Source organism: Thermoplasmata archaeon (assembly GCA_036395115.1).
Taxonomy (GTDB): domain Archaea; phylum Thermoplasmatota; class Thermoplasmata; order RBG-16-68-12; family RBG-16-68-12; genus RBG-16-68-12.
Genome location: DASWDU010000016.1, coordinates 35478 through 53773 on the forward strand (window position 1 = coordinate 35478; position 18296 = coordinate 53773).

Genomic DNA, 18296 nt, shown 5'->3' on the forward strand with positions numbered 1-18296 from the left:
GCTACGCCCCCGTCGGAAGGACCCCTTGCCTAAGGACCTTTGGCCGGTCGCCGGAGAGGTCGACGACGGTCGACTCGCCGCCGAGAGGCGTCGGGCCTCCGTCCACGTAGATGTCAACGTGGTCGCCGAGCTGCTCGCGCGCCTCCGGGCACGTCACCGGGGACGGCCGACCGTGGACGTTCGCGCTCGTCGACGTGATGGGGCCGTACGCCTTCGCGAGGAGGCGCGGGATCGGGTGGGCCGGGACGCGGATCGCAATCCGGCCGTCCGGTCCGACGATCGGCGCGGGCGCCTCCGGTGTGGCCCGCAGGACGACCGTGAAGGGGCCCGGGAGGTTCTTCGCGCAGAACGCCTCGGCGGTGGCCGACTTGGCGCCGAACCGGAACACGTCGGCGGGGTCAGCGATCGCAATGGAGATCGGCTGGTCCCGCGGACGGCCTTTCGCCGCGAAGACGCGATCCACGGCCGCCCGCTGGAACGGGTCCGCTCCGAGACCGTACACGGTGTCCGTGGGATGCACGACGAGACCGCCGATCCGTAGGACCTCGCGGAGGCGGCCCAGCGCCGCGGCATCCAGGACGTACTTCGTGCCCAGCGACTGCGCGACGATCGTGACGGCCACGGTCGCGCAAGGGCGGTCCGCCTAAAGGCTTTCACGGCCTCAGAGATACAGCAGATAGGCGAGCGTGACCGAGGCGTCCCGCGACGGAGCGTAGGCCTCGAGGCGCATGCCCCGAGCCTGCAGGAGCTTCGGTACGATCGCCCGCGTGAACGGAGCCGAGTCCTCGGACCGAGATACCTCCTCGATCGGAAGGAAGGCGGCCTCGCTCACCTCCCCGCCATCCGCCCGCGGCTCTCCGGATTCGTAGGCCATCGAGAAGATCAAGAACGTGTCGTTCGCCGTCGCGGTGACGCGGTTCCGGACGCCGACGAGGGCGTCTGCGCGGCCCACGACCGCCGTCTCCTCGCGGACCTCCCGCTCGACGGCCTGAGCGACCGACTCGCGCGGCTCGACATATCCGGACGGGATCGTCCAAAGACCTTTCGCGGGGCCGTACGTCCGACGCACGAGGAGCAAGCCGCCTTCTCGGATCAGAAACGCGCCAACGCCGACCGTGATGGGGAGGGACGCGACGTCCAGGGCCATGGGGCCGGCGAAGGGATTCGGGGAGATGGCTTTTATGCCCGCCGCGGACTTCCGGCTTCCTCGGTGGCACGATGGGGAGGACCGTCACCTTCACGCCCGGTCGCTTCCTGCGCAAAATCTGGCAGCTGGGCAATTTCGATGTCTCGCCGGACGGCCGGAGCTTCGCGTACGCCGCGAACAAGCGAGAGCAGTGGTCCGTCTACCTGATGGACCTACGGACGAAGCGCGAGCGGATCCTCGTGAAGTCCGAGCAGTCCGTCGTGAATCCCGAGTTTTCGCCGGACGGCCGCTCGCTCGCGGTGCAATCCGATTTCGAGGGGGACGAGAACTACAACGTCTACGTCGTATCCGTGAAGGGGACGGGCGTCCGCAAGATCACGGACACCCGATTCGACAGTTCGTTCCCCCGGTGGTCGCCCGACGGCACGAAAATCGCGTTCGTCTCGAACCGAGACGGGGACCGCGACAATGTGTTCGCCGTCGACGCCGCGGGAGGAGACGCGAAGCAACTCACGGACGTGGACGACATCGTGACGGAGATCGCGTGGCGCCCCGATGGCCGGAGCCTGGCCTTTTCCGCCGGCGTCGGACTGCACGACTACGTCGGGATCGTCGACATCACCGGGCGGATGGAGAAGCTCGTCGCCTTCCCCGAGTCCGAGAGCTCGATCGGCGGCGACGTCGGTCGTCCGCGGCCGTGGTCGCCCGACGGCCGGGAGCTCGCGTTCGTCTCGAACGTCCACGACCACCTCGACATCGGCGTGCTAGACCTCGAGACCCGCGCGGTGCGGTGGCTCGTCGAGAACCGCTGGGACAAGACGATGCCCGTGTGGTCTCTCGACGGCCGGCGCATCGCGTTCCTCGAGAACCACGACGGGAACATCCGGCTGAAGTCCGTGAGCCGCGGAGGCCCCGAATCCGTCGCCGAGTCTCCGGCAAGCGGGTCGGCGTTCCGGCCGCTCTGGTCGCCGGACGGAGGGACCCTGTTCTACCTGCAATCGAACTTCCTGCGTCCGGAGCGGTTCGTCGCGCGGCGGGGACCGCGGACGACGCGCCTCATCGAGAGTGTGCGGACGGCCCTTCCGGCAAGGGAACTCGCGGACGGGAAGCTCGTGTGGTACCCGACGTTGGACGCCCGCAAGATCCCCGCGTGGCTGTTCGTGCCGCCGGCCCGCCGCTCGCGCCACGCGGCCCTCGTGTGGCCGCACGGCGGCCCGGAGTCCCAGACGGTCAACGAATGGTACATCCGGCCGCAGCTCCTCGTCGCCCAAGGCTTCACGGTCCTCGCCCCGAACTACCGCGGCGGGACGGGCTACGGCCGCGCCTGGCGTCGGCTCAGCGACCACGACCTCGGCGGAGCGGACATGCAAGACATCATCGCCGGAGGGCGGTGGCTCGTGGAAAACGGCTACTGCCGTCCGGACCGGCTCGGGATCATCGGTGGGAGCTACGGTGGATACGCGGTCGCCCATTGCCTCGAGCAGGCCCCGGAGCTGTGGAGCGTCGGCGTGAGCATCGTCGGCTACTTCAACTGGACGACCGCGACGACGAACGAGCGCGGGTACCTCCAGCGATACGACCGACAGAAGATGGGCCACCCGGACGAAGACGCGGACCTCTTCCGGAAGCTTTCGCCGATCTTCTACCTGGACCGGATCCGGGCGCCGGTGCTCTTCACGGGCGGCGCGCACGACCCCCGCTGTCCCGTGACGGAGGCGAGGGCCATGGTCGAGGCGATGAAACGGATGCGCAAGGTCGTCGACTATCTCGAGTTCCCCGACGAGGGACATGCGCCCCGCAAGGTCTCGAACCAGATCGTGCTGTACGAACGCGTGATCGACTGGTTGACGCGATATCTGCCGGACGCGTGACCCGGTCAGACGAGGGACCGGACCGCGTCGAGCAGGCGGTCGACGATGTCCGGTTCCGCCTGCGTGCCCATCGTGCCAATCCGGATCGTCCGGCCGCGGAGCGGTCCGAGCCCGCCCGAGATGGTGATGCCGTGCTCCGCCTGGAGGCGCTTCACGAGTGCACTGGCGTCGATTCCTTGCGGGGGCGTCATGCACGTCACGGTATTCGAGACGAGGTCCGGCGGGGCGAGCGGCGCGAATCCTAGATCCGCGAGGCCGTCCCGGAGTCGGGCGGAGGCCTTCGCGTGACGGGCGTAGCGGGCGTCGAGGCCTTCCTCCTTCACGAGCACGAGCGCGCGGTGGAACGCGTAGAACAGGTTCGAGGAGACCGTCGTTGGCGTGGGATGCCACTCGCCCCACTCGCGTGCGTACCGCTCCCAGGTGAAGAGGTTCAGGTACCAGCCCTCCGCGCCTTTCGGATCGGTCGCCTCCCAGAGCGACGGTGCGACGGTGACCGGCGTGATCCCCGCCGGTGCTGCGAGGCATTTCTGGGACGCGCCGAACGCCGCGTCGACGCCGATCGCGGCCGCCGGCAGGCGGATGCCCCCGAGCGACGAGACCGCGTCGACGACGACGAATGCGCCGACCGCGTGCGCGGCCTCGACGATCGGCTCAAGGCGGTTCGTGACGCCCGTGGAGGTCTCGTTGTGGACGAGGGCGACGGCCTTCGTCGGCGACTTCAGCGCACTCCGCAGCCCGTCGAGGTCCGGCCCGGAGCCCCAGGGCGAGGCGACGACGTCCGCCTTGACTCGGTGCGTCAGGAGGACCTCTCGGATCCGATCCCCGAAGAAGCCGTTGGACACGACCACCACGCGATCGCCCGGACGCAGGAACGTGTAGGCGAGCGACTCAAGGCCCGTGTGGCCGGGTCCGGCGAGCGGGAACACCCGGTGGTCGGGGGCGGACCAGAGGTACCTCATCAGGGAGAGGGTCTCGGTGAACGTCTGGACCCACGCGTCGCCGTAGTGAGGGAGCGCCGGCTTCGCGAATTCCTCGAGGACCCGGGGATGCAGAGGCACGGGACCCGGTATCAACAGGAGACCCGGATCCATTTGAATCGTTCAAGGATGGGTTCGACGCTACTTCAAGCTGTCCCGACACGCTGTGTCACGGGTCGCCGCCGGCTCAGTCGCGGATCCCTTCCTCCGACACGCTGAAGACCGCCTCGGCCTCGGGAAGGCTCGGGGAGTCGATCAGACGGGCAATCCGCTTGCCGCCCTTCGACTTGCGGAGATAGACGCGGAACGTCGCGCTGTGGCCGACGATGTGACCGCCAATCGGCCTCGTGGGGTCTCCGAAGAACGCGTCCGGCTTCGCATGGACCTGGTTCGTGACGTAGACGACGGCGTTGTGGATGTCTCCGAACCGCATCAACTCGTGGATGTGCTTGTTCAGGAGTTGTTGGCGCTCCGCCAAGACGCCACGACCGATGTACTCGGCGCGGAAGTGCGCCGTCAGCGAATCGATCACGATGAGACGAATCGGGAAGTCCTGTGTCAGCTCCTGGGCCTTCTCGACAAGGAGCATTTGGTGGTGGCTGTTGAACGCGCGAGCAACATGAATGCGCTTCAGGATTGCGTCCGCGTCGAGCTCGAGGGCGTCCGCCATATGGCGGATGCGTTCCGGCCGGAACGTCTGTTCCGTGTCGATCCAGACCGTGTCGCCGTTCAGCCCGCCGTCGTCCTCGGGCCGCGTGACGTTCACCGCGAGCTGGTGCCCGAGCTGGGAGTTGTGCATGAAGGTCGGGACTGATCCGCCGACGAATGCGTGACCATCCGGGACCACGAAGTCGTACACCCAGTCGTCATAGGGACGAATCTCAATCGACACGATTTCGTCCCAAGCCATCGCATGGATGTTGCTGATCTGGGGAAATGCTTCCTCGAGGAGGCGCAGCCGATCGGTGATTCGAGGCAGTAGCGCCTCCCGCAGGCGACGCCGTAGTGTCGTATCTTTTGGCAATCCGCGCCAGAGATAGTTTCGCAGGGCGGACGGCGAAAGCCCGAGATTGGCAGCGAGGCTTTCGTATGGGAAGGGTATGAGATCCACGAGCTCGTTGAACTCCTGACTTGTGAGCCCGTCCAAGGTCTCGGCCAGGCTCTGGGCCTTCCGTAGCCTCTCGCGTCCCGTCAAAAACTCGTGGACGATCCGGCGGAAGGTAACGTCATTGATTGTCTTCCCTTCATAGCGACTCCGCGTCAAAACGTGATAGAACGTCTCCGCCTCGTTCGCTGCTCTGCCAATTGCCTTCCGGCGCCGGCCACGATTTCCTCCGAGTGTTTTCCGATAGGTCAGCGCAAGAAATTGGGGAATCCGTGTGGGATACCCGTGCGATGAGTTGCGGGTCCGAAACGCGGGAATCTTTTTCGTCAACATCGGGATCTGCAGTCCATCCCGGCCGAAGCCGACAACAAAGACCACGAAGTAGGTGGCCCCGTCGACAACCTTCTCGCTCCGCGTCACGCGGACCCCGAGCCGCCCGAAGAGGTACGCCAAGTCGGTAGCCAAGCCGGAACTCTTCGTGGTCGCGCTAACGATCTTCTCCTCAATGGAGCCGTCGCCGTCGAGGTAACCGGCGAGAAAGCTTCGGACGACCTCCTCGCTTCCCGAGAGAACATCCATCGGGGCCCGTTTGGTCCCCGCCCGAGACCGCGCTAGGCTGCCGAGGAACGCCACGGTCGGTCGGCGGAAAAAGACAACCCTCACATGTGGTGCCGATCCATGCGGGCGGACCCGTGGCGAGTAGCCGAAACGTCTCCCGACGTACGCCTGAACCCAGTCAATGATTCGTTGGTCGGCGTTGCACAGAGAAACGGGGTTCGCGGTGCCCTCTGCGACGAACAGCCCAAGGAAATACGCATCGTCCTCCGAGAGACCACCTCCCTCAATCGTAATCGATTTCGGCCCCGCGACAGGGTCGCCAGCAGAGAGTTTTGCAGCCGGCACCCATTGGACCCCTTGATCGGTAACCGTGAGAAACCGATGGGCTCCCGTGACTTCGAAAAGGGCTCCACGTGATGTGCGAATGCGATACACCTCGTGAGCACGCTCTCGATAGATGGCGCTCGCTGCAGTAAGACCGAACCCCGTTGAGGGAAGACCTAGAACCTGTACGGGGGCGCCAGGAACCACAAATCCGTCGTCCAAGGGGGTCTCACCATACGATCGGGCGTACTTCTCGTAAACGTCCTCGATGGGTTCGATGTGAGGATGTCGGTCATTAAGATAGAGGACCATGCTATTCCTTGTCACGCACTTTCCGCTGCCAAACTCGCCATACATTTCGGTGATCGCCTGCGTCTCGAGGCCGCCGCCGAGCAGCTCGTCGAGGGCCTTCGAGCACGTCGTGAGCTTCGCGACGGACTTACGCCGCTCCAGGATCACGTCCCCGGTCTCGAAGCCGCCGATGTCGACGGCCTCCCGGGCCGCGATGATGATCTTCTGGGCAACGTTCGTACCGATTTCGGCGGCGTCCGCGACCATCGTGGGCGAGGCGACTGCCAGTCCCATCAGGTCCGTGAACCCGGCCTCGCGCAGCTTCTCCGCCGTCGCGGGGCCTACCCCGGGAAGTTCCTCGATCGACTTGACCGCACTGACCGCAATGGCCACCTTTTCACCCTTCTTCTCATCCTTGGCCATCCTTAAGGCGGTAACACAGGGGGGTGGGTGAAACTATCGTTTTTTGAGGCACCCGATGCGGTGCGAATTGGACTCGGCTCGCGGCCGGCGAAGAGCCACAATCGTGTTCCATAGCGGAGGCCAGCGTAGTCCGGAATTGCCTGGTACGTCGTGGATTCGGCCGGGAGACAAGCCAAAATCGATCCTCTGTGGGACAGAGTCGCTTTGCCTCGCAGAGAATCGAGTTCGACCTATCGCGGGACCTCTTTCCATCTCGGCATGAAACCTCAACGCAGCGAAATCGGTACGAAAGGCAATGCCGCGCTTGTGAACGTGCCTCGCTTCGCCATCACCCGATGGCGGGCGGCGATGGGGCTCATGGGCTCGGGGCTCGCGACGTCCGGGATCGGGCTCGCCTGGGACTTCTACGTTCACGAAGTCGCGAGGGACGCGGGAGAAGTGGAGTCGATCTTCGCGACACCCCACCTGGTCATCTTCGCGGGGATCGGGATCACGGCCCTCGGATTCCTGGTGTCCCTCGTCGGCGTGCGATTCCGCGGGAGCCCGTCGGTCGAGACGGCGTAGCGGCCGTGCGCGGTCGCCGTGAGCTCCCCAGGCCCCGGCCCTCTGAGCCGCAGAGAACCGATGTCGGCTTGTGTCCCGGGGCCCTTTCCCTCCTCATGAACGCCAAATCGCACGAGACCGAGACGCTCTCGCCCCGCGACGCCGTGTCGGAAATCCGGCGGATCGAGGGACTTCACGACGCCCTCGGAAAGCGCGCGAGCGGACTCACGTGGATGATTTGGGGCGTGATCGCGCCGGCGATCTTCGTCAGCTACAGCCTCCTCGGCATCGTCGCAAGTTTCCCATCGGAGGTTGGCGCGAACCACGCGCTGGCGCCGCTGTTCCCCCTCCTCTGGATGCCGTGGGCCGCCCTTGGATTGGCCGCCACCGCGACCCTGTGGCGCTCCGTGGGTCTCGTCCTACCGGTTCGCTCGACCCGGATGCGGGAAGGGATCGTCTCGGGCGTCATCATCGTCGCCCTCATCTTCGCGGGGTTCGTCGCGATCGCCCTCACCCGAGCGCCCATCGTGGAGCTCGCCTGGGTCCTCATGGCGCAGGGCTTGGGCCTGACCGTCGTCGGGCTCCTTGGGCTCAACTGCAACGACGTGACCGAGCGGCGGCTCTGGGTCCTTGGGGGCATCCTCCTCCTGGTGACGAGCCTGATCGGCAGCCTCGTCCTCGGCGGGGACATCTCGCAGGCCCGCCAGTCCTTCATGGTCATCTCCCCCCTCGCGAGCTCCCTCGTGCTGTTCGGAGGCGGAGTCTACCTCACCCGACGCGCCTGAGGTCGGCGATCGTGTGGCGTTGCCCAGCTTGGACCCGGTGATCCACCAGGCCACGCGCCTGCGCATCATGACCCTCCTGTTCCGGAACCGAACCGCTGCGTTCACGTGGGCACGAGACACGCTCGGGCTGACGGACGGCAACTTGGACACGCATGCGACACGGCTCGAGGAGGCGGGCTATATCCTCAGGGGACGCGTCCTTACGACCGCGGGCTTCCAAGTCCGCCTGCGCATCACCTCGGAAGGCGACGTAGCGTTTCGCGCCTACCTCGAAGCCTTGCGCGCCTACTTTCTCACGGAGCCGGTCGAGCCGCACGTCGAAGGCGGTGTCCCGCCCTCCGCACCGTCGTGAGCGTGCACGCGGGACACGGGACACATTTCTCTTCAGGTGACGACGAGCTCCGCATCGGCGTCCGACGTCGCGAGGAACGTGCCGTGGACAATCCGGGCGGTGGACGAGTCGACCGTGAAGTGAACGAGGACCGTTGCGCGCAGCACAGGCGGGGACCCGCCGTCGCTGGACAGACAGACCAGTTGCGCGACGATCGTGAGTGCCGTTTGCGGCCTCGGCGCGAGGTGGTTGACGAAGTCGCAGCTCACCCGTGACGTGTCTTGGGACATCCCCGAGCCGAGCTGGTCCACCCAGCCGTTCTCGAAATCCCATCGCGCGGCGGTCGCGAGGGTCACGCACCATGCGCGCCCCCGCACTGAAACCGGGCCTCGAACCCGCGAATCGTCGACAGGTCTACGCCGTCCAGGCGCAGAATAGGCGTCCGATCGGATTCGGGCGCGGGAGCCGAGCCTACAAAACTGGCCAAGACGGCTACGGCGAGGAAGACGGGCACTGCGAATCGCATGACGGTCAGAGGAGCCGAGCCCCTCTGATCCCTGATAGCCTAGAGCATCGATAAGCCTGTGGCGTGCGCGCGGGGACGCCGACTCATTCAGGGCTCAATCGGGGAGGACGGCTCGGGGCCCGCGGTGGCCTCCGCCGGCTCCCTCTCGGTGTGGCCGCGCCAGCCCGAGGCGACCCGCAAGTACAGGAATACGGGCTCCCCGAGGCGGGTGATCATCAGGCCCTTGTGCGTCAGCGTGTACCGGCTGGCCGTGGGACGCGCGGTCGCCGAGGAGCGCTGGACGAGCCCCGCCCTCTCGAGCTCCCGGAGCTTCGCGCTCAGGACGGGGCGCGTGATTCGACCCAACGCCTTCTTGATCTGCAGGAAGGAGGCGGACCGGTCGAAGTGGATGATCGCCAGGATCTCGAGGGACCACTTCCCAAAGATGGTGCGGACGATCCGGAGGTTCCGGCGGATCGTGTCGTCGATGTCCACGTCGGGTCGTGCGCCGGTCCACCGGTAGACGTCTTGGGAGAACCGCGCGCAGGTCTCGGCGAGCACGGTAAACCGGTCCATCAGGTCTCGGAAGAGCTCATCGTCGGACCGCTCCTCGGGAAGGCGGGAGGCCGGCGGCGCCTCATCGCCAATCGGCCCAGGGACGCGGGCTTTCCGCGCGGGGTGCGCGTCGGATTCGGTGTCTGCCGGGGCTGGCTCTGGCACGGCCTCGACCCACAAACTTCGGGTATTTGGGCGTAACGTTTACGCCCTGCGGCGTCCGATTCGGTACGCGTCCACGGGCCTTTTGCGGCCGCGCGCGCCTCCAGGGAATGGCTTCCCCGATTGCGGCGGAGACGTTTTCCCATGGCAACGCCATGGCCCGCCGGATGCCCGAACGCCTCTCGTTCGACCGAGTGGCAACTATCTACGACGAGACGCGCGGCCTGCCGCCTCGAATCCTGTCGCGAGTCCTCGGCGTCCTCGTCGACGAGCTCCGCGGCAAGCGCGTCCTGGAGGTCGGCGTGGGGACGGGGCGGTTCGCGGTCCCGCTGCAGAAGAGCGGCATCGACCTCGTCGGCATCGACATCTCCCATGCGATGGTCGATCTCGGCTTGGCGAAAGGCCTGCGGAACGTCATCTTCGCGGACGCGGCCCGGCTCCCCTTCCCCGCGCGGGCGTTCGACGTCGCGACGTCGAATCACGTACTCCACCTCATCGCCGATTGGAGGGACGTCTTGCGGGAGATCGCGCGCGTGACCGCGGAGACGTACTTCAGCGTCATCGGCCGCTCCAGCGGTCCCGACCTGAACCGGGAGTACCACGCCCTCGTGGAGGACGGCGGGTTCCACTGGCAGCCGCCCGGGCTCCACGAGAGAAAGCTGCCCGAGCGGCTCAAACCCGACCTCGTGATGCCGGTCGGGCCGTTCCCGGAGAGGCTCCCGGCGGACCGCGCGATCGCGGAGATCGAGCAACGCGCGTTCACGACGCAGTGGGAGGTCCCGGAGGAGCTGCACCGCGACGCCGTGCGGGCGCTGCGGAAGCGGTGGGGCGGGAAGGAGCTCACGTGGACCACGACGTACGAGATCGCGTCGTGGGACGTCTCCCGGCTCGCGGGCATCCCCGAGGCCGAGGACGGTCAGAGGCCCTGAGCCCCCGCGAAGACCACGAGCGCTTCCTTCTCGAGGAAGTGCAACGCCCCCGGGACCACGAGGCAGTGCGGGGGCGGTCCCGCGTCCCAGGCGACCAGCGAGGCGAGAGGGCCCGCGAGGGCGACGGCGTCGGGGGAGCCGATGCGACCGAGGACGCAGGCCAGGGTGTCCGGGCCGATCGCCTCAGTACGGAGATCGACCGCCATGCGCAGGAGGGACGCAATCGCATCGCGCGGCTCGAGGGACGTCCCGTCCTCGCGGACGTCGAGGAGGACGAGCGTGTGGAGACCGGCACGACGGTTCTCCAGGATCGCCTCGAGGGGGCTCGTCGGCGCGAACCCGGGCGACGGCCACGGCACCGTCGTCGTCCGGCCGAACTTGTACGCCTGGAGCCCAAGGGCGCCTGCGGCCGCCGTCAGGATCGAGACGCCATGAACGACCCGCGTACGGATGCCCGCCTTCGCGGCCCGCAGCCGGAGGTCGACGTGGGTCGTCGCGGCCATCGGATCGCCGACGACCAGGAACGCGACGCGACGGGTTGTCGCGGCCTCCAGGATGCCTTTGCCATCTTCGACCTCGGCACGCGAGACCTTTCGAATCGGCTTGTCGACGAGCCGCCCGACCGCTTCGGGCGACGCCCCCGCGAGCCCGGAGGTGTACAACTCGGCGAAGACGACGTCCGCGGCCCGCGCCTCCTCCAATCCGCGAAGGGTGATGCCTTTCTCGTCGTGCAGCCCGAGTCCGATGAAGAGGAGTTCCCCCATCGGGGCGGTGAGCAGGCTGGGGTGTCTATACCTTTTCGACGGTCGGGTCGACGTCGACGCGGGCCGCGGTGAAGACGGGCTCGCCCTCACGACGCTTCCCGGAAACGCGCGAAAATCCTTAACGGAACTTCGGGCATCGCCGCGTCGTGCGAGCGTGGAGCGTCGCGGTGCCACGGGGCCGGGCCGAGGAGATCCGTCGCATGCTCACGGAGCGAGGAGTCCTGATGCAGCATCTCCGCATCGTCCAAGCGGGGGATCGCATCCTGCTCCCGACAACGGAGCGGCTGGAGATCGGCCTCCCGACGGAGGAACGGGAATTCGAATCCGGCTTCGTGGCCATCCGGAGCTACAAGGACCTCGTCGAGGTGCCGGATCGCCTTCGCGCATCGCTGCCCAGCTCGTTCGACGTGATCGGCGACATCGCCGTGATGAGGATCCCGGAAGAACTCCGTCCGGACCAGGAGGCGATCGGTGGTGCAATCCTCCGATGGAATCCGCGGATCCGGGTCGTCATGGACGATCGGGGGGTCAAAGGCGACCATCGGGTTCGGGACATCGGCGTGATCGCGGGCGAGCGGCGGACCACGACGGTCCACGTGGAGCACGGCCTGCGATACCGGGTCGATCTCGCGGCGGCGTACTTCAGCCCGCGGCTCGCTTCCGAGCGGAAACGGATCGCGGACTCCGTGCAGGAGGGCGAGATCGTCGCAGACCCGTTCGCCGGCGTGGGGCCGTACGCGATCCTGATCGCGAGACGCCGTCGGCCGCGGGCGGTCCACGCGTCGGACGCGAATCCGCTTGCGGTGGCGCTGTTGCGGGCGAACATCGCGGCGAACCGGGCGGATCGAATCGAGGCCCGCGAGGGTGACGCCCGGACGATCCTACGGGAGATCGCGCCCGTCGACCGGATCGTCCTGGATCTCCCTCACTCGGCCCTGGAATTCTTGCCGGACGCGTTGGCCGCCATCGGGGCCCGCGGGACGATCCACCTGTATCGAATCCTGCCGGAGGCCGAGGAAGTCCAGACGATCCAGCACATCCGAACCGCCGCCCGCGCCGCAGGCTTGCGGGTGACGGACCTGAGGCGGCGTCACGTCCGCGCGTATTCGCCGACGCAGAATCAGACGGCCTTTGACGTCACGGTCGCCCGAGGGTCACGCCTTTCTGGTCCTGGTAGGTCCCCGACCGCTGGTCGTACGTCTCGGAGGCGGGCGAATCGAGCGTCAGGAAGGCGATCTGAGCAAACCGGTCGCCGATCGGGATCTCGATCGGGTCGCCCGAGGCGTTGAACGCGCCGAACGTCAGCGTGCCGGAAAACCCGGCGTCGATCATGCCGAACGAGGCGATCACCCCGCGCCGCGCCCACGTGGTCCGGAGCCAGATCTGACCGGCGACATGTCGGCCGAGCCGCACCCGCTCCCGCGTGCTCACGACGAATCGCGTGGTCGGCGGGATTTGGGCGACGCCCCCCGTCGCCTTCTGGCGCGTCGAGGGCACGAGGACTTCTTCGATCGACACGTCGTACCCGTTGGGCGTCAGGCTCGACTCTTCGAACGGCTCGATCTGAATTTCCCCCTTTGCGAGGTACTGACGTACGTCGGCATCCGACAGGACACTCATGCCGACGCAATCCGGGAGCGACGGGATAAGGCTTCGTTTGGGACGGCGCTCGAAGGGAGAAGGCCATTTGCGATGGGTTCAAGTCGAGGCGCGCCCGAAACGAGTTCGGTGCGCGAATGAGCGACCCCGATCAGGGCCGCGAGACCGACCGGAGGGTGTGCCGTCACCCCGACGCCGAGGAACTCGGCTTCGACCGGGACGCCGAATTCCGCCGCTGCGTCTCTTGCGGCGAAGTCCTCGTCCGCCACCGAGGCCGGGCGTGGGCGATCCGTCCGGCGGCGCACTGATCGCTTCGATGCCCTCCTGATAACCCCGTTCCGAAGGTTTAAGCGACTTGCACAAGTTAGGCCGCGAGAGGCCGGCCGATGGACTTCCGATTGACGGACGAGCAGCGGCTCGTCCAGGAGACCGCTCGCGATTTCGTGGACCGCGAGCTGATCCCCCACGTCCGCGAATGGGAGGCGAAGGGCGAGGTACCTCGATCCTTCTACGGGAAGATGGCAGGCCTCGGGTTCCTCGGCGCCCCGGTCCCGGAGAAGTACGGCGGCGCGGGCATGGACTACGTGTCGTTCATGCTCCTCGTGGAGGAGCTGAGCCGCGGGTCGTCGTCGGTCCGCACGACGGTCTCCGTGCAGACGTCCCTCTCCGAGACGTCCCTCATGTGGTTCGCGAGCGAGGAACAGAAACGGCGGTGGCTCGTGCCGCTCGCGAAGGGCGAGAAGTTCGGTGCGTGGGCGTTGACCGAGCCGGAGGCGGGAAGCGATGCGGGGAACTTGCAGACGACGGCGCGCCTCGATGGGGACGAATGGGTCCTGAACGGTCAGAAACGGTTCATCTCGAACGGGAGCATCGCGGACTTCGTCCAGGTGTACGCGCGAGAGCCGGGGACGAAACGGCACGAGGGGATCTCGCTCTTCCTGGTGCCGAGGGACGCGCCCGGGTTCAAGGTCACGAACGTCGAGACGACGTCGAAGCTCGGCCTCCGGGCGAGCCCGACCGCCGACTTGGCCTTCGAGGATTGCCGCATCCCAAAGGAGAACCTCATCGGCAAGAAGGGCGACGGCTGGACGCAGGCGATGAGGACGCTGAACAGCGGCCGGATCGGCATCGCCGCCGGGGCGGTCGGCGTCGCACGGGCGGCGCTCGAGGCCGCGTCGAGGTACGTGAAGGAGCGCAAGGCGTTCGGCCGGCCGATCGGGGACTTCCAGCTCATCCGCGAGATGATCGCGCAGTCCGCCGTCGAGATCGACGCGGCCCGGCTCCTCACGCTCCGCGCGGCGCACCTCCGAGACCAAGGCCTCGACAACACCCTCGAGGTGTCGATGGCGAAGCTGTTCGGCGCCCAGATGGCCCAGCGGGTGACGGACTGGGCGATCCAAGTCCACGGCGGGTACGGATTCAGCGGGGAGTTCGACGTCGAACGGTACTATCGCGACGCCCGAATCCTGGGCCTCTACGAGGGCACGAACGAGATCCAGAAACTGATCATCGCGGAGCGAATCCTCGGACCGTCGGGGAAGGCGTGAGGGGCACCCGCTCGATGCCGTCGAACGACCCGGACTGCATCTTCTGCAAGATCGTCCGAAGGGAGGCGCCCGCGAGCCTCATCCACGAGGACCGGACCACCATGGCGTTCATGGACATCCGTCCGATGAATCCGGGGCACGTGCTCGTCGTCCCGAAAGCCCACGGCGCGTACTTGGAGGACCTGCCGGAAGGGAGCGTCGGTCCGATCCTGGAAGTCGGACGGAAGGTCGCCGCGGCCCTCCGACGGAGCGGGGTTCGGTGCGAGGCTGTGAGCCTTTACCTGGCCAACGGCGAAGAGGCGGGTCAAGAGGTCTTCCACGTGCACCTCCACGTGATCCCGCGGTTCCGCGGGGATGGGTTCGGGTTGCGCGTCAGCCCCGGCTACGGGCGGATCGTCGAACGGGCGCACCTTGACGATCTCGCGGGCAAGATTCGCGGCGCGATGGGCGATCAGTGAGCGAATCGGACTCGGATCGCTTCCAGGTCCGACGGCGGGAGGCGCTCGCGGGCTGTCGGGTAGAGGCTCGTCCGTTCCTTCCGGAAGTGGTCCCACAGGAACTGCACCAGGAAGATCCCATGGCGGTTGATCTCCTGGATGGCGGACCAGGAAGGGTCGCGGCTCAGCGCCTGGCGGGCGGCCTTGAATTTCTCGACGCCCCGGTGGATCTCGGCGTGCTCGTAGGCCACGACGTTCACGAGGGTCCCATACCGACCAATCGCCGCCTCGAGCTTGGGGAGGATCGCCTCGTCCTCCGCCGCCAGGAAGGGCAGCAGCTCCTCGTCGAAAAACCGGATCGCTTCGTCGAGGAGCATCCCGTTCTCTTCGCTCGCTTCCCGCGTCGCCATCATCTCATCGAGGGTCGCCTCGAGCTCCGTCAGCTTGTCGACGAAGTCCGCGTGGCCCGCGAGGACCGAGGAGAACGGATCGTCGTCCGGGACGTCCCCCATCGACGGGGGCTAGCCAATTTCCAGCGTAAAAGGATGCGCTCTACGGCGCGAACCGCGCGGGCGTCCTCGGGAACGGGACGGCGTCGCGGATGTGTTCGAGCTTGCAGATCCACTGGAGGAGTCTCTCCATCCCCATCCCGAACCCTGCGTGCTGGACGCTCCCGTATCGGCGGGAATCGAGGTACCACTCGTACGCCTTCGGATCCTCGCCCTGCTCGACGAGCGCTTTCTTGATCGTCTCGAGGTCCGTCTCCCGCTCGCTCCCGCCGACCAGCTCGCCGACGCCGTCGCCGCCGATCACGTCGAAGGCGAGGACGAGATCCGGGTGCGTGGGGTCCCGCGCCTTGTAAAACGCCTGCGTGATCCGCGGGTAGTGCGTCACCACGATCGGCTTCGACGTGCCTTCCGTGAGCGCGCGCTCCTCGAGCGTCCGGAGGTCCTTGCCCCACTGGTGGTCCAGGCCCTTCGCCTTGAGGCGCTTGAGCGCCTCGTCGTACGTCAGCCGCTCGAACGGCGGCTTGACGGCCTTCAGGAACTCCGGCGTCCGGCCGAGCGCCGCCACGTCGTCCGGTCGTTCCTCGGCGACCCTCTGGCACGCGTGCGAGATCACGCCCTCGGCGTGCTTGATCACCTCGTCCATGCCGGCCCACGCCTGCTCCATCTCCGCGTGCCAATACTCCGTGAGGTGGCGGGTCGTCCGGGACTTCTCTGCACGGAACGACGGACCGATGTAGTAGATCCTCTCCATCGCGAGGACGAGCGCCTCGGCGTACAGCTGCCACGACTGCGTGAGGTGGGCTTTGCGGCCGAAGTACTCCAACTCGAAGAGGGTCGTGCCGCCCTCGCTCCCCGCGGACGTGATCATGGGCGGGTGGACTTCCCAGAATCCCTGTTCGCGGAAGTAATCGTGGACCGCCTCGAACGCCGTATGACGGACGCGGAAGATCGCCGTCATCCGCTGGGAGCGGACCCAGAGGTGCCGGATGTCGAGGAGGAACTCCTCGCTTGGGTCCTCCTGGATCGGGAACTTCTCCGCGAAGTGCACGACCCGAAAATCCGTCGCCCGGACTTCGTAGCCGCCCGGGGCGCGCTTGTCTTTCGTGACCGTCCCCTTCACCACGACCGCGGACTCGATGAGCGCCTTCTCGGCGGCTGCGAATGCGTCCGGCGGCACGACGTCTTTGGCGATCGTCGTCTGAATAATCCCGGTCGAGTCCCGGAGGACCACGAAGGCTTTGCCTCCGACGGTCCGCGTGCGGTAGATCCAGCCGCGCAGCTCGACCGTCTCGCCGACGTGGCGCCCTTTCAGGATGTCTCCGACGGAGACCATGAACCCGCGTCCAATCCGCCATGGGCTAGATTACCCTTTCGCGGACGGCGATTTGTCTCATCGTTCGGTTTGGCCCGTGGGACCAAAGGGCGAACAAAATTCCAACAGGAGGATGCTGAGCGACTTGTGTTCGCGGGACTTGAGGAAGCCTCTTAGTTTGAAAGGGGCTCACGGGCTCCGGTGCTCCGCCTCCAAGTCAACAACTCGACCGACCGATGGCGCTCGTTCCGTTGGACGGTCTACCTGCTCCTTGCCGGGGTTGCTCCTGTCGGAGTGTCGGGGGCCCTTTACGTAGGGCCGGGCTTCGGTACCGCCCTCGTCGGAATCCTTGCCTTTTGTTACGGGATGAGCATCTTCGGTGTGGAGTTCACAATCCGGATGGGGAAACAGACACAGATCTTCGAGTTCGACGCAGCCGGGATCCAATCCAGAGGCGGAGGACTCGTGCCCCGAGTACTCCTTTGGCGGGATTTGTCACGAGTTCGACTCCGGACCGGCGGACCTCCAGGTGCTCCGACGTCTCTTGTCTTCGTCTTTCGCGCAGGCCTCTTGTTACGAATTCTGGTCGTTGACCTAATCAACCACCGGGACATCGCCGAACGGGTCGCGGGCTTTGTGGCCCGTTACGCATCCAACGTCCGACGTGTAGGCCGCCTGGAGGCGGTCAGATGGGACCCATCCCTCGCGACGGACGGGGACATTTCCACAACCTCTCCGGAATTCGAACCGTTGTTCTACAGCGCGATGGCCGTAGCAGGCCCCTCTGTAAACGTATTGTTGACCGGCCAGCTTCTCTTAATCGGAGTCCTCCGCGCTCCAGTGATTGGCGTCGGGACGGTCGCCGCATATGTTGTCCTAGGACTGACACAAATCACATACTGCTGGAGGGAGGTACGTCGAATCTCAGCACGTCGAGGATCTTTGCCCCCGGACTGGCGCGTCCGAGGGTACTTTGCGGCGGGAGTCGGATTCGTAATCTGGGAAGGACTGTTCGGCCTTCGCGTCTTGCTGTAATCAATTTCGCGGTCGAAAAGCACAACTACCCCTAGTGCGGTCCGACGGCGCCTTGTTGCGCACCGCCGGTCCCGACGATCTCGAGGCGCTCTATCGATTCGAGGTCCTTTGCTTCCAAGAGCACCGGTTCCGCCGCGACCATGTGGACTGGATCCTGCGGAACCGGCAGGCCCTCACCCTCGTCGAGGACGGCCCCGAAGGCGTCGAGGCCGCGGTGATGCTCCTGTTCGAGGGCGTCGTATGCCGAATCCTCTCCATCGCGGTCGCCCCGGATGCCCGCCGTCGCGGGACCGGAACGACGATGATGCACGCCGCCGAGGCGATCTGCGGCGAGCGACGCGTGTCGACAGTCCGTCTCGAAGTCAGCACGGAAAACCTGGGAGCCATCGAGTTCTATCGGCGGCTCGGATACCGGACGGACGGCGTGCTGTACGGCTATTACTCCTGGGGCGAGGACGCCTACAGCATGCGGAAGACGATCATGCCCGCGGAGCCGGTCGCGGTCCGCCGACGCGCAGGATTCATCTTCCGTAATAAATAGAAATACGTGAATATTAGCGACCCGCTTCCGTGCGTGACGCCTGCAA

The 18296-nt window shown here is 66.4% G+C and carries 20 protein-coding genes and 1 pseudogene; 11 read left to right on the forward strand and 10 right to left on the reverse strand.

What is annotated here, in order from left to right; translation table 11 throughout:
- Position 1: 1 nt before the first annotated feature.
- Together VF992_03605 and VF992_03610 are read right to left on the reverse strand one after the other, a co-directional pair.
- Positions 2–622: an L-threonylcarbamoyladenylate synthase gene (locus VF992_03605; protein ID HEX9340242.1), complete on the reverse strand. Its 621-nt coding sequence runs from the start codon at positions 620–622 to the stop codon at positions 2–4.
- A 39-nt stretch (positions 623–661) separates the two neighbouring features.
- A complete protein-coding gene (locus VF992_03610; GenBank protein ID HEX9340243.1) occupies positions 662–1147 on the reverse strand; it encodes an NUDIX domain-containing protein in 486 nt (161 codons plus the stop codon).
- Positions 1148–1218: 71 nt separating this feature from the next.
- On the opposite strand from VF992_03610, the gene VF992_03615 reads away from it, so the two are divergent.
- Positions 1219–3018 (forward strand): S9 family peptidase, encoded by a 1800-nt coding sequence (locus tag VF992_03615; GenBank protein ID HEX9340244.1) that lies wholly within the window; start codon positions 1219–1221, stop codon positions 3016–3018.
- Between the two features lie 5 nt (positions 3019–3023).
- Here the strand turns inward: VF992_03615 and VF992_03620 are convergent, their stop codons facing one another.
- Both VF992_03620 and radA read right to left on the reverse strand, forming a co-directional pair.
- Complete coding sequence (locus tag VF992_03620) at positions 3024–4109, reverse strand: alanine--glyoxylate aminotransferase family protein (protein HEX9340245.1); 1086 nt, start codon at positions 4107–4109, stop codon at positions 3024–3026.
- Positions 4110–4182: 73 nt separating this feature from the next.
- A complete protein-coding gene (gene radA, locus VF992_03625) occupies positions 4183–6696 on the reverse strand; it encodes a DNA repair and recombination protein RadA (protein HEX9340246.1) in 2514 nt (837 codons plus the stop codon).
- Between the two features lie 312 nt (positions 6697–7008).
- On the opposite strand from radA, the gene VF992_03630 reads away from it, so the two are divergent.
- The 3 genes from VF992_03630 (at position 7009) to VF992_03640 (ending at position 8376) form a co-directional block, all read left to right on the forward strand.
- The gene (locus VF992_03630) at positions 7009–7260 is read left to right on the forward strand and encodes a hypothetical protein (GenBank protein HEX9340247.1); all 252 of its coding nucleotides are present in this window, start codon (positions 7009–7011) and stop codon (positions 7258–7260) included.
- Positions 7261–7355: 95 nt separating this feature from the next.
- The gene (locus VF992_03635; protein ID HEX9340248.1) at positions 7356–8024 is read left to right on the forward strand and encodes a hypothetical protein; all 669 of its coding nucleotides are present in this window, start codon (positions 7356–7358) and stop codon (positions 8022–8024) included.
- 13 nt (positions 8025–8037) lie between these two features.
- On the forward strand, positions 8038–8376 hold the full coding sequence (locus tag VF992_03640) for a transcriptional regulator (protein ID HEX9340249.1): 339 nt from the start codon (positions 8038–8040) through the stop codon (positions 8374–8376).
- Between the two features lie 32 nt (positions 8377–8408).
- On the opposite strand, the gene VF992_03645 is transcribed toward VF992_03640, so the two are convergent.
- Both VF992_03645 and VF992_03650 read right to left on the reverse strand, forming a co-directional pair.
- The gene (locus tag VF992_03645; GenBank protein HEX9340250.1) at positions 8409–8711 is read right to left on the reverse strand and encodes a hypothetical protein; all 303 of its coding nucleotides are present in this window, start codon (positions 8709–8711) and stop codon (positions 8409–8411) included.
- Between the two features lie 257 nt (positions 8712–8968).
- Positions 8969–9580 (reverse strand): winged helix-turn-helix transcriptional regulator, encoded by a 612-nt coding sequence (locus VF992_03650; GenBank protein HEX9340251.1) that lies wholly within the window; start codon positions 9578–9580, stop codon positions 8969–8971.
- 164 nt (positions 9581–9744) lie between these two features.
- Between VF992_03650 and VF992_03655 the strand changes: the two genes are divergently transcribed.
- Positions 9745–10506, forward strand: a complete 762-nt coding sequence (locus tag VF992_03655; protein HEX9340252.1) for a class I SAM-dependent methyltransferase — start codon at positions 9745–9747, stop codon at positions 10504–10506.
- Here VF992_03655 and dph5 read toward each other — a convergent pair.
- Positions 10494–11270: a diphthine synthase gene (dph5, locus tag VF992_03660; protein ID HEX9340253.1), complete on the reverse strand. Its 777-nt coding sequence runs from the start codon at positions 11268–11270 to the stop codon at positions 10494–10496. The genes VF992_03655 and dph5 overlap by 13 nt on opposite strands.
- A gap of 167 nt (positions 11271–11437) precedes the next feature.
- On the opposite strand from dph5, the pseudogene VF992_03665 reads away from it, so the two are divergent.
- A pseudogene (locus VF992_03665) lies at positions 11438–12247 on the forward strand (tRNA (guanine-N1)-methyltransferase).
- A gap of 160 nt (positions 12248–12407) precedes the next feature.
- Here the strand turns inward: VF992_03665 and dcd are convergent.
- Positions 12408–12890 (reverse strand): dCTP deaminase, encoded by a 483-nt coding sequence (dcd, locus tag VF992_03670; GenBank protein HEX9340254.1) that lies wholly within the window; start codon positions 12888–12890, stop codon positions 12408–12410.
- Between the two features lie 116 nt (positions 12891–13006).
- Here dcd and VF992_03675 point away from each other — a divergent pair, with 116 nt between their 5' ends.
- From VF992_03675 to VF992_03685, 3 genes are all read left to right on the forward strand, one after another.
- Complete coding sequence (locus VF992_03675; protein HEX9340255.1) at positions 13007–13177, forward strand: hypothetical protein; 171 nt, start codon at positions 13007–13009, stop codon at positions 13175–13177.
- Positions 13178–13255: 78 nt separating this feature from the next.
- The gene (locus VF992_03680; protein ID HEX9340256.1) at positions 13256–14416 is read left to right on the forward strand and encodes an acyl-CoA dehydrogenase family protein; all 1161 of its coding nucleotides are present in this window, start codon (positions 13256–13258) and stop codon (positions 14414–14416) included.
- 14 nt (positions 14417–14430) lie between these two features.
- The gene (locus VF992_03685; protein HEX9340257.1) at positions 14431–14874 is read left to right on the forward strand and encodes an HIT family protein; all 444 of its coding nucleotides are present in this window, start codon (positions 14431–14433) and stop codon (positions 14872–14874) included.
- Here VF992_03685 and VF992_03690 read toward each other — a convergent pair.
- A complete protein-coding gene (locus tag VF992_03690) occupies positions 14868–15365 on the reverse strand; it encodes a hemerythrin domain-containing protein (GenBank protein ID HEX9340258.1) in 498 nt (165 codons plus the stop codon). The genes VF992_03685 and VF992_03690 overlap by 7 nt on opposite strands.
- A 40-nt stretch (positions 15366–15405) precedes the next feature.
- Positions 15406–16695 carry an asparagine--tRNA ligase gene (gene asnS / locus VF992_03695; protein HEX9340259.1) on the reverse strand — a complete coding sequence of 430 codons (1290 nt, stop codon included), beginning with the start codon at positions 16693–16695 and terminating at the stop codon, positions 15406–15408.
- A gap of 180 nt (positions 16696–16875) precedes the next feature.
- On the opposite strand from asnS, the gene VF992_03700 reads away from it, so the two are divergent.
- Positions 16876–17709, forward strand: coding sequence for a hypothetical protein (locus VF992_03700; GenBank protein ID HEX9340260.1), 834 nt, complete (start codon positions 16876–16878; stop codon positions 17707–17709).
- Positions 17710–17743: 34 nt separating this feature from the next.
- Positions 17744–18250 (forward strand): N-acetyltransferase, encoded by a 507-nt coding sequence (locus VF992_03705; GenBank protein ID HEX9340261.1) that lies wholly within the window; start codon positions 17744–17746, stop codon positions 18248–18250.
- The last annotated feature ends 46 nt before the right edge of the window (positions 18251–18296 follow it).

Excerpts from the sequence above, each read along its gene's own strand:
- VF992_03610 (HEX9340243.1), bottom strand. The coding sequence starts at position 1,147 with ATGGCCCTGGACGTCGCGTCCCTCCCCATCACGGTCGGCGTTGGCGCG.
- VF992_03615 (HEX9340244.1), top strand. The coding sequence starts at position 1,219 with ATGGGGAGGACCGTCACCTTCACGCCCGGTCGCTTCCTGCGCAAAATC.
- VF992_03620 (HEX9340245.1), bottom strand. The coding sequence starts at position 4,109 with ATGGATCCGGGTCTCCTGTTGATACCGGGTCCCGTGCCTCTGCATCCC.
- radA (HEX9340246.1), bottom strand. The coding sequence starts at position 6,696 with ATGGCCAAGGATGAGAAGAAGGGTGAAAAGGTGGCCATTGCGGTCAGT.
- VF992_03635 (HEX9340248.1), top strand. The coding sequence starts at position 7,356 with ATGAACGCCAAATCGCACGAGACCGAGACGCTCTCGCCCCGCGACGCC.
- VF992_03655 (HEX9340252.1), top strand. The coding sequence starts at position 9,745 with ATGCCCGAACGCCTCTCGTTCGACCGAGTGGCAACTATCTACGACGAG.
- dph5 (HEX9340253.1), bottom strand. The coding sequence starts at position 11,270 with ATGGGGGAACTCCTCTTCATCGGACTCGGGCTGCACGACGAGAAAGGC.
- dcd (HEX9340254.1), bottom strand. The coding sequence starts at position 12,890 with ATGAGTGTCCTGTCGGATGCCGACGTACGTCAGTACCTCGCAAAGGGG.
- VF992_03675 (HEX9340255.1), top strand. The coding sequence starts at position 13,007 with ATGAGCGACCCCGATCAGGGCCGCGAGACCGACCGGAGGGTGTGCCGT.
- VF992_03680 (HEX9340256.1), top strand. The coding sequence starts at position 13,256 with ATGGACTTCCGATTGACGGACGAGCAGCGGCTCGTCCAGGAGACCGCT.
- VF992_03685 (HEX9340257.1), top strand. The coding sequence starts at position 14,431 with ATGCCGTCGAACGACCCGGACTGCATCTTCTGCAAGATCGTCCGAAGG.
- VF992_03690 (HEX9340258.1), bottom strand. The coding sequence starts at position 15,365 with ATGGGGGACGTCCCGGACGACGATCCGTTCTCCTCGGTCCTCGCGGGC.
- asnS (HEX9340259.1), bottom strand. The coding sequence starts at position 16,695 with ATGGTCTCCGTCGGAGACATCCTGAAAGGGCGCCACGTCGGCGAGACG.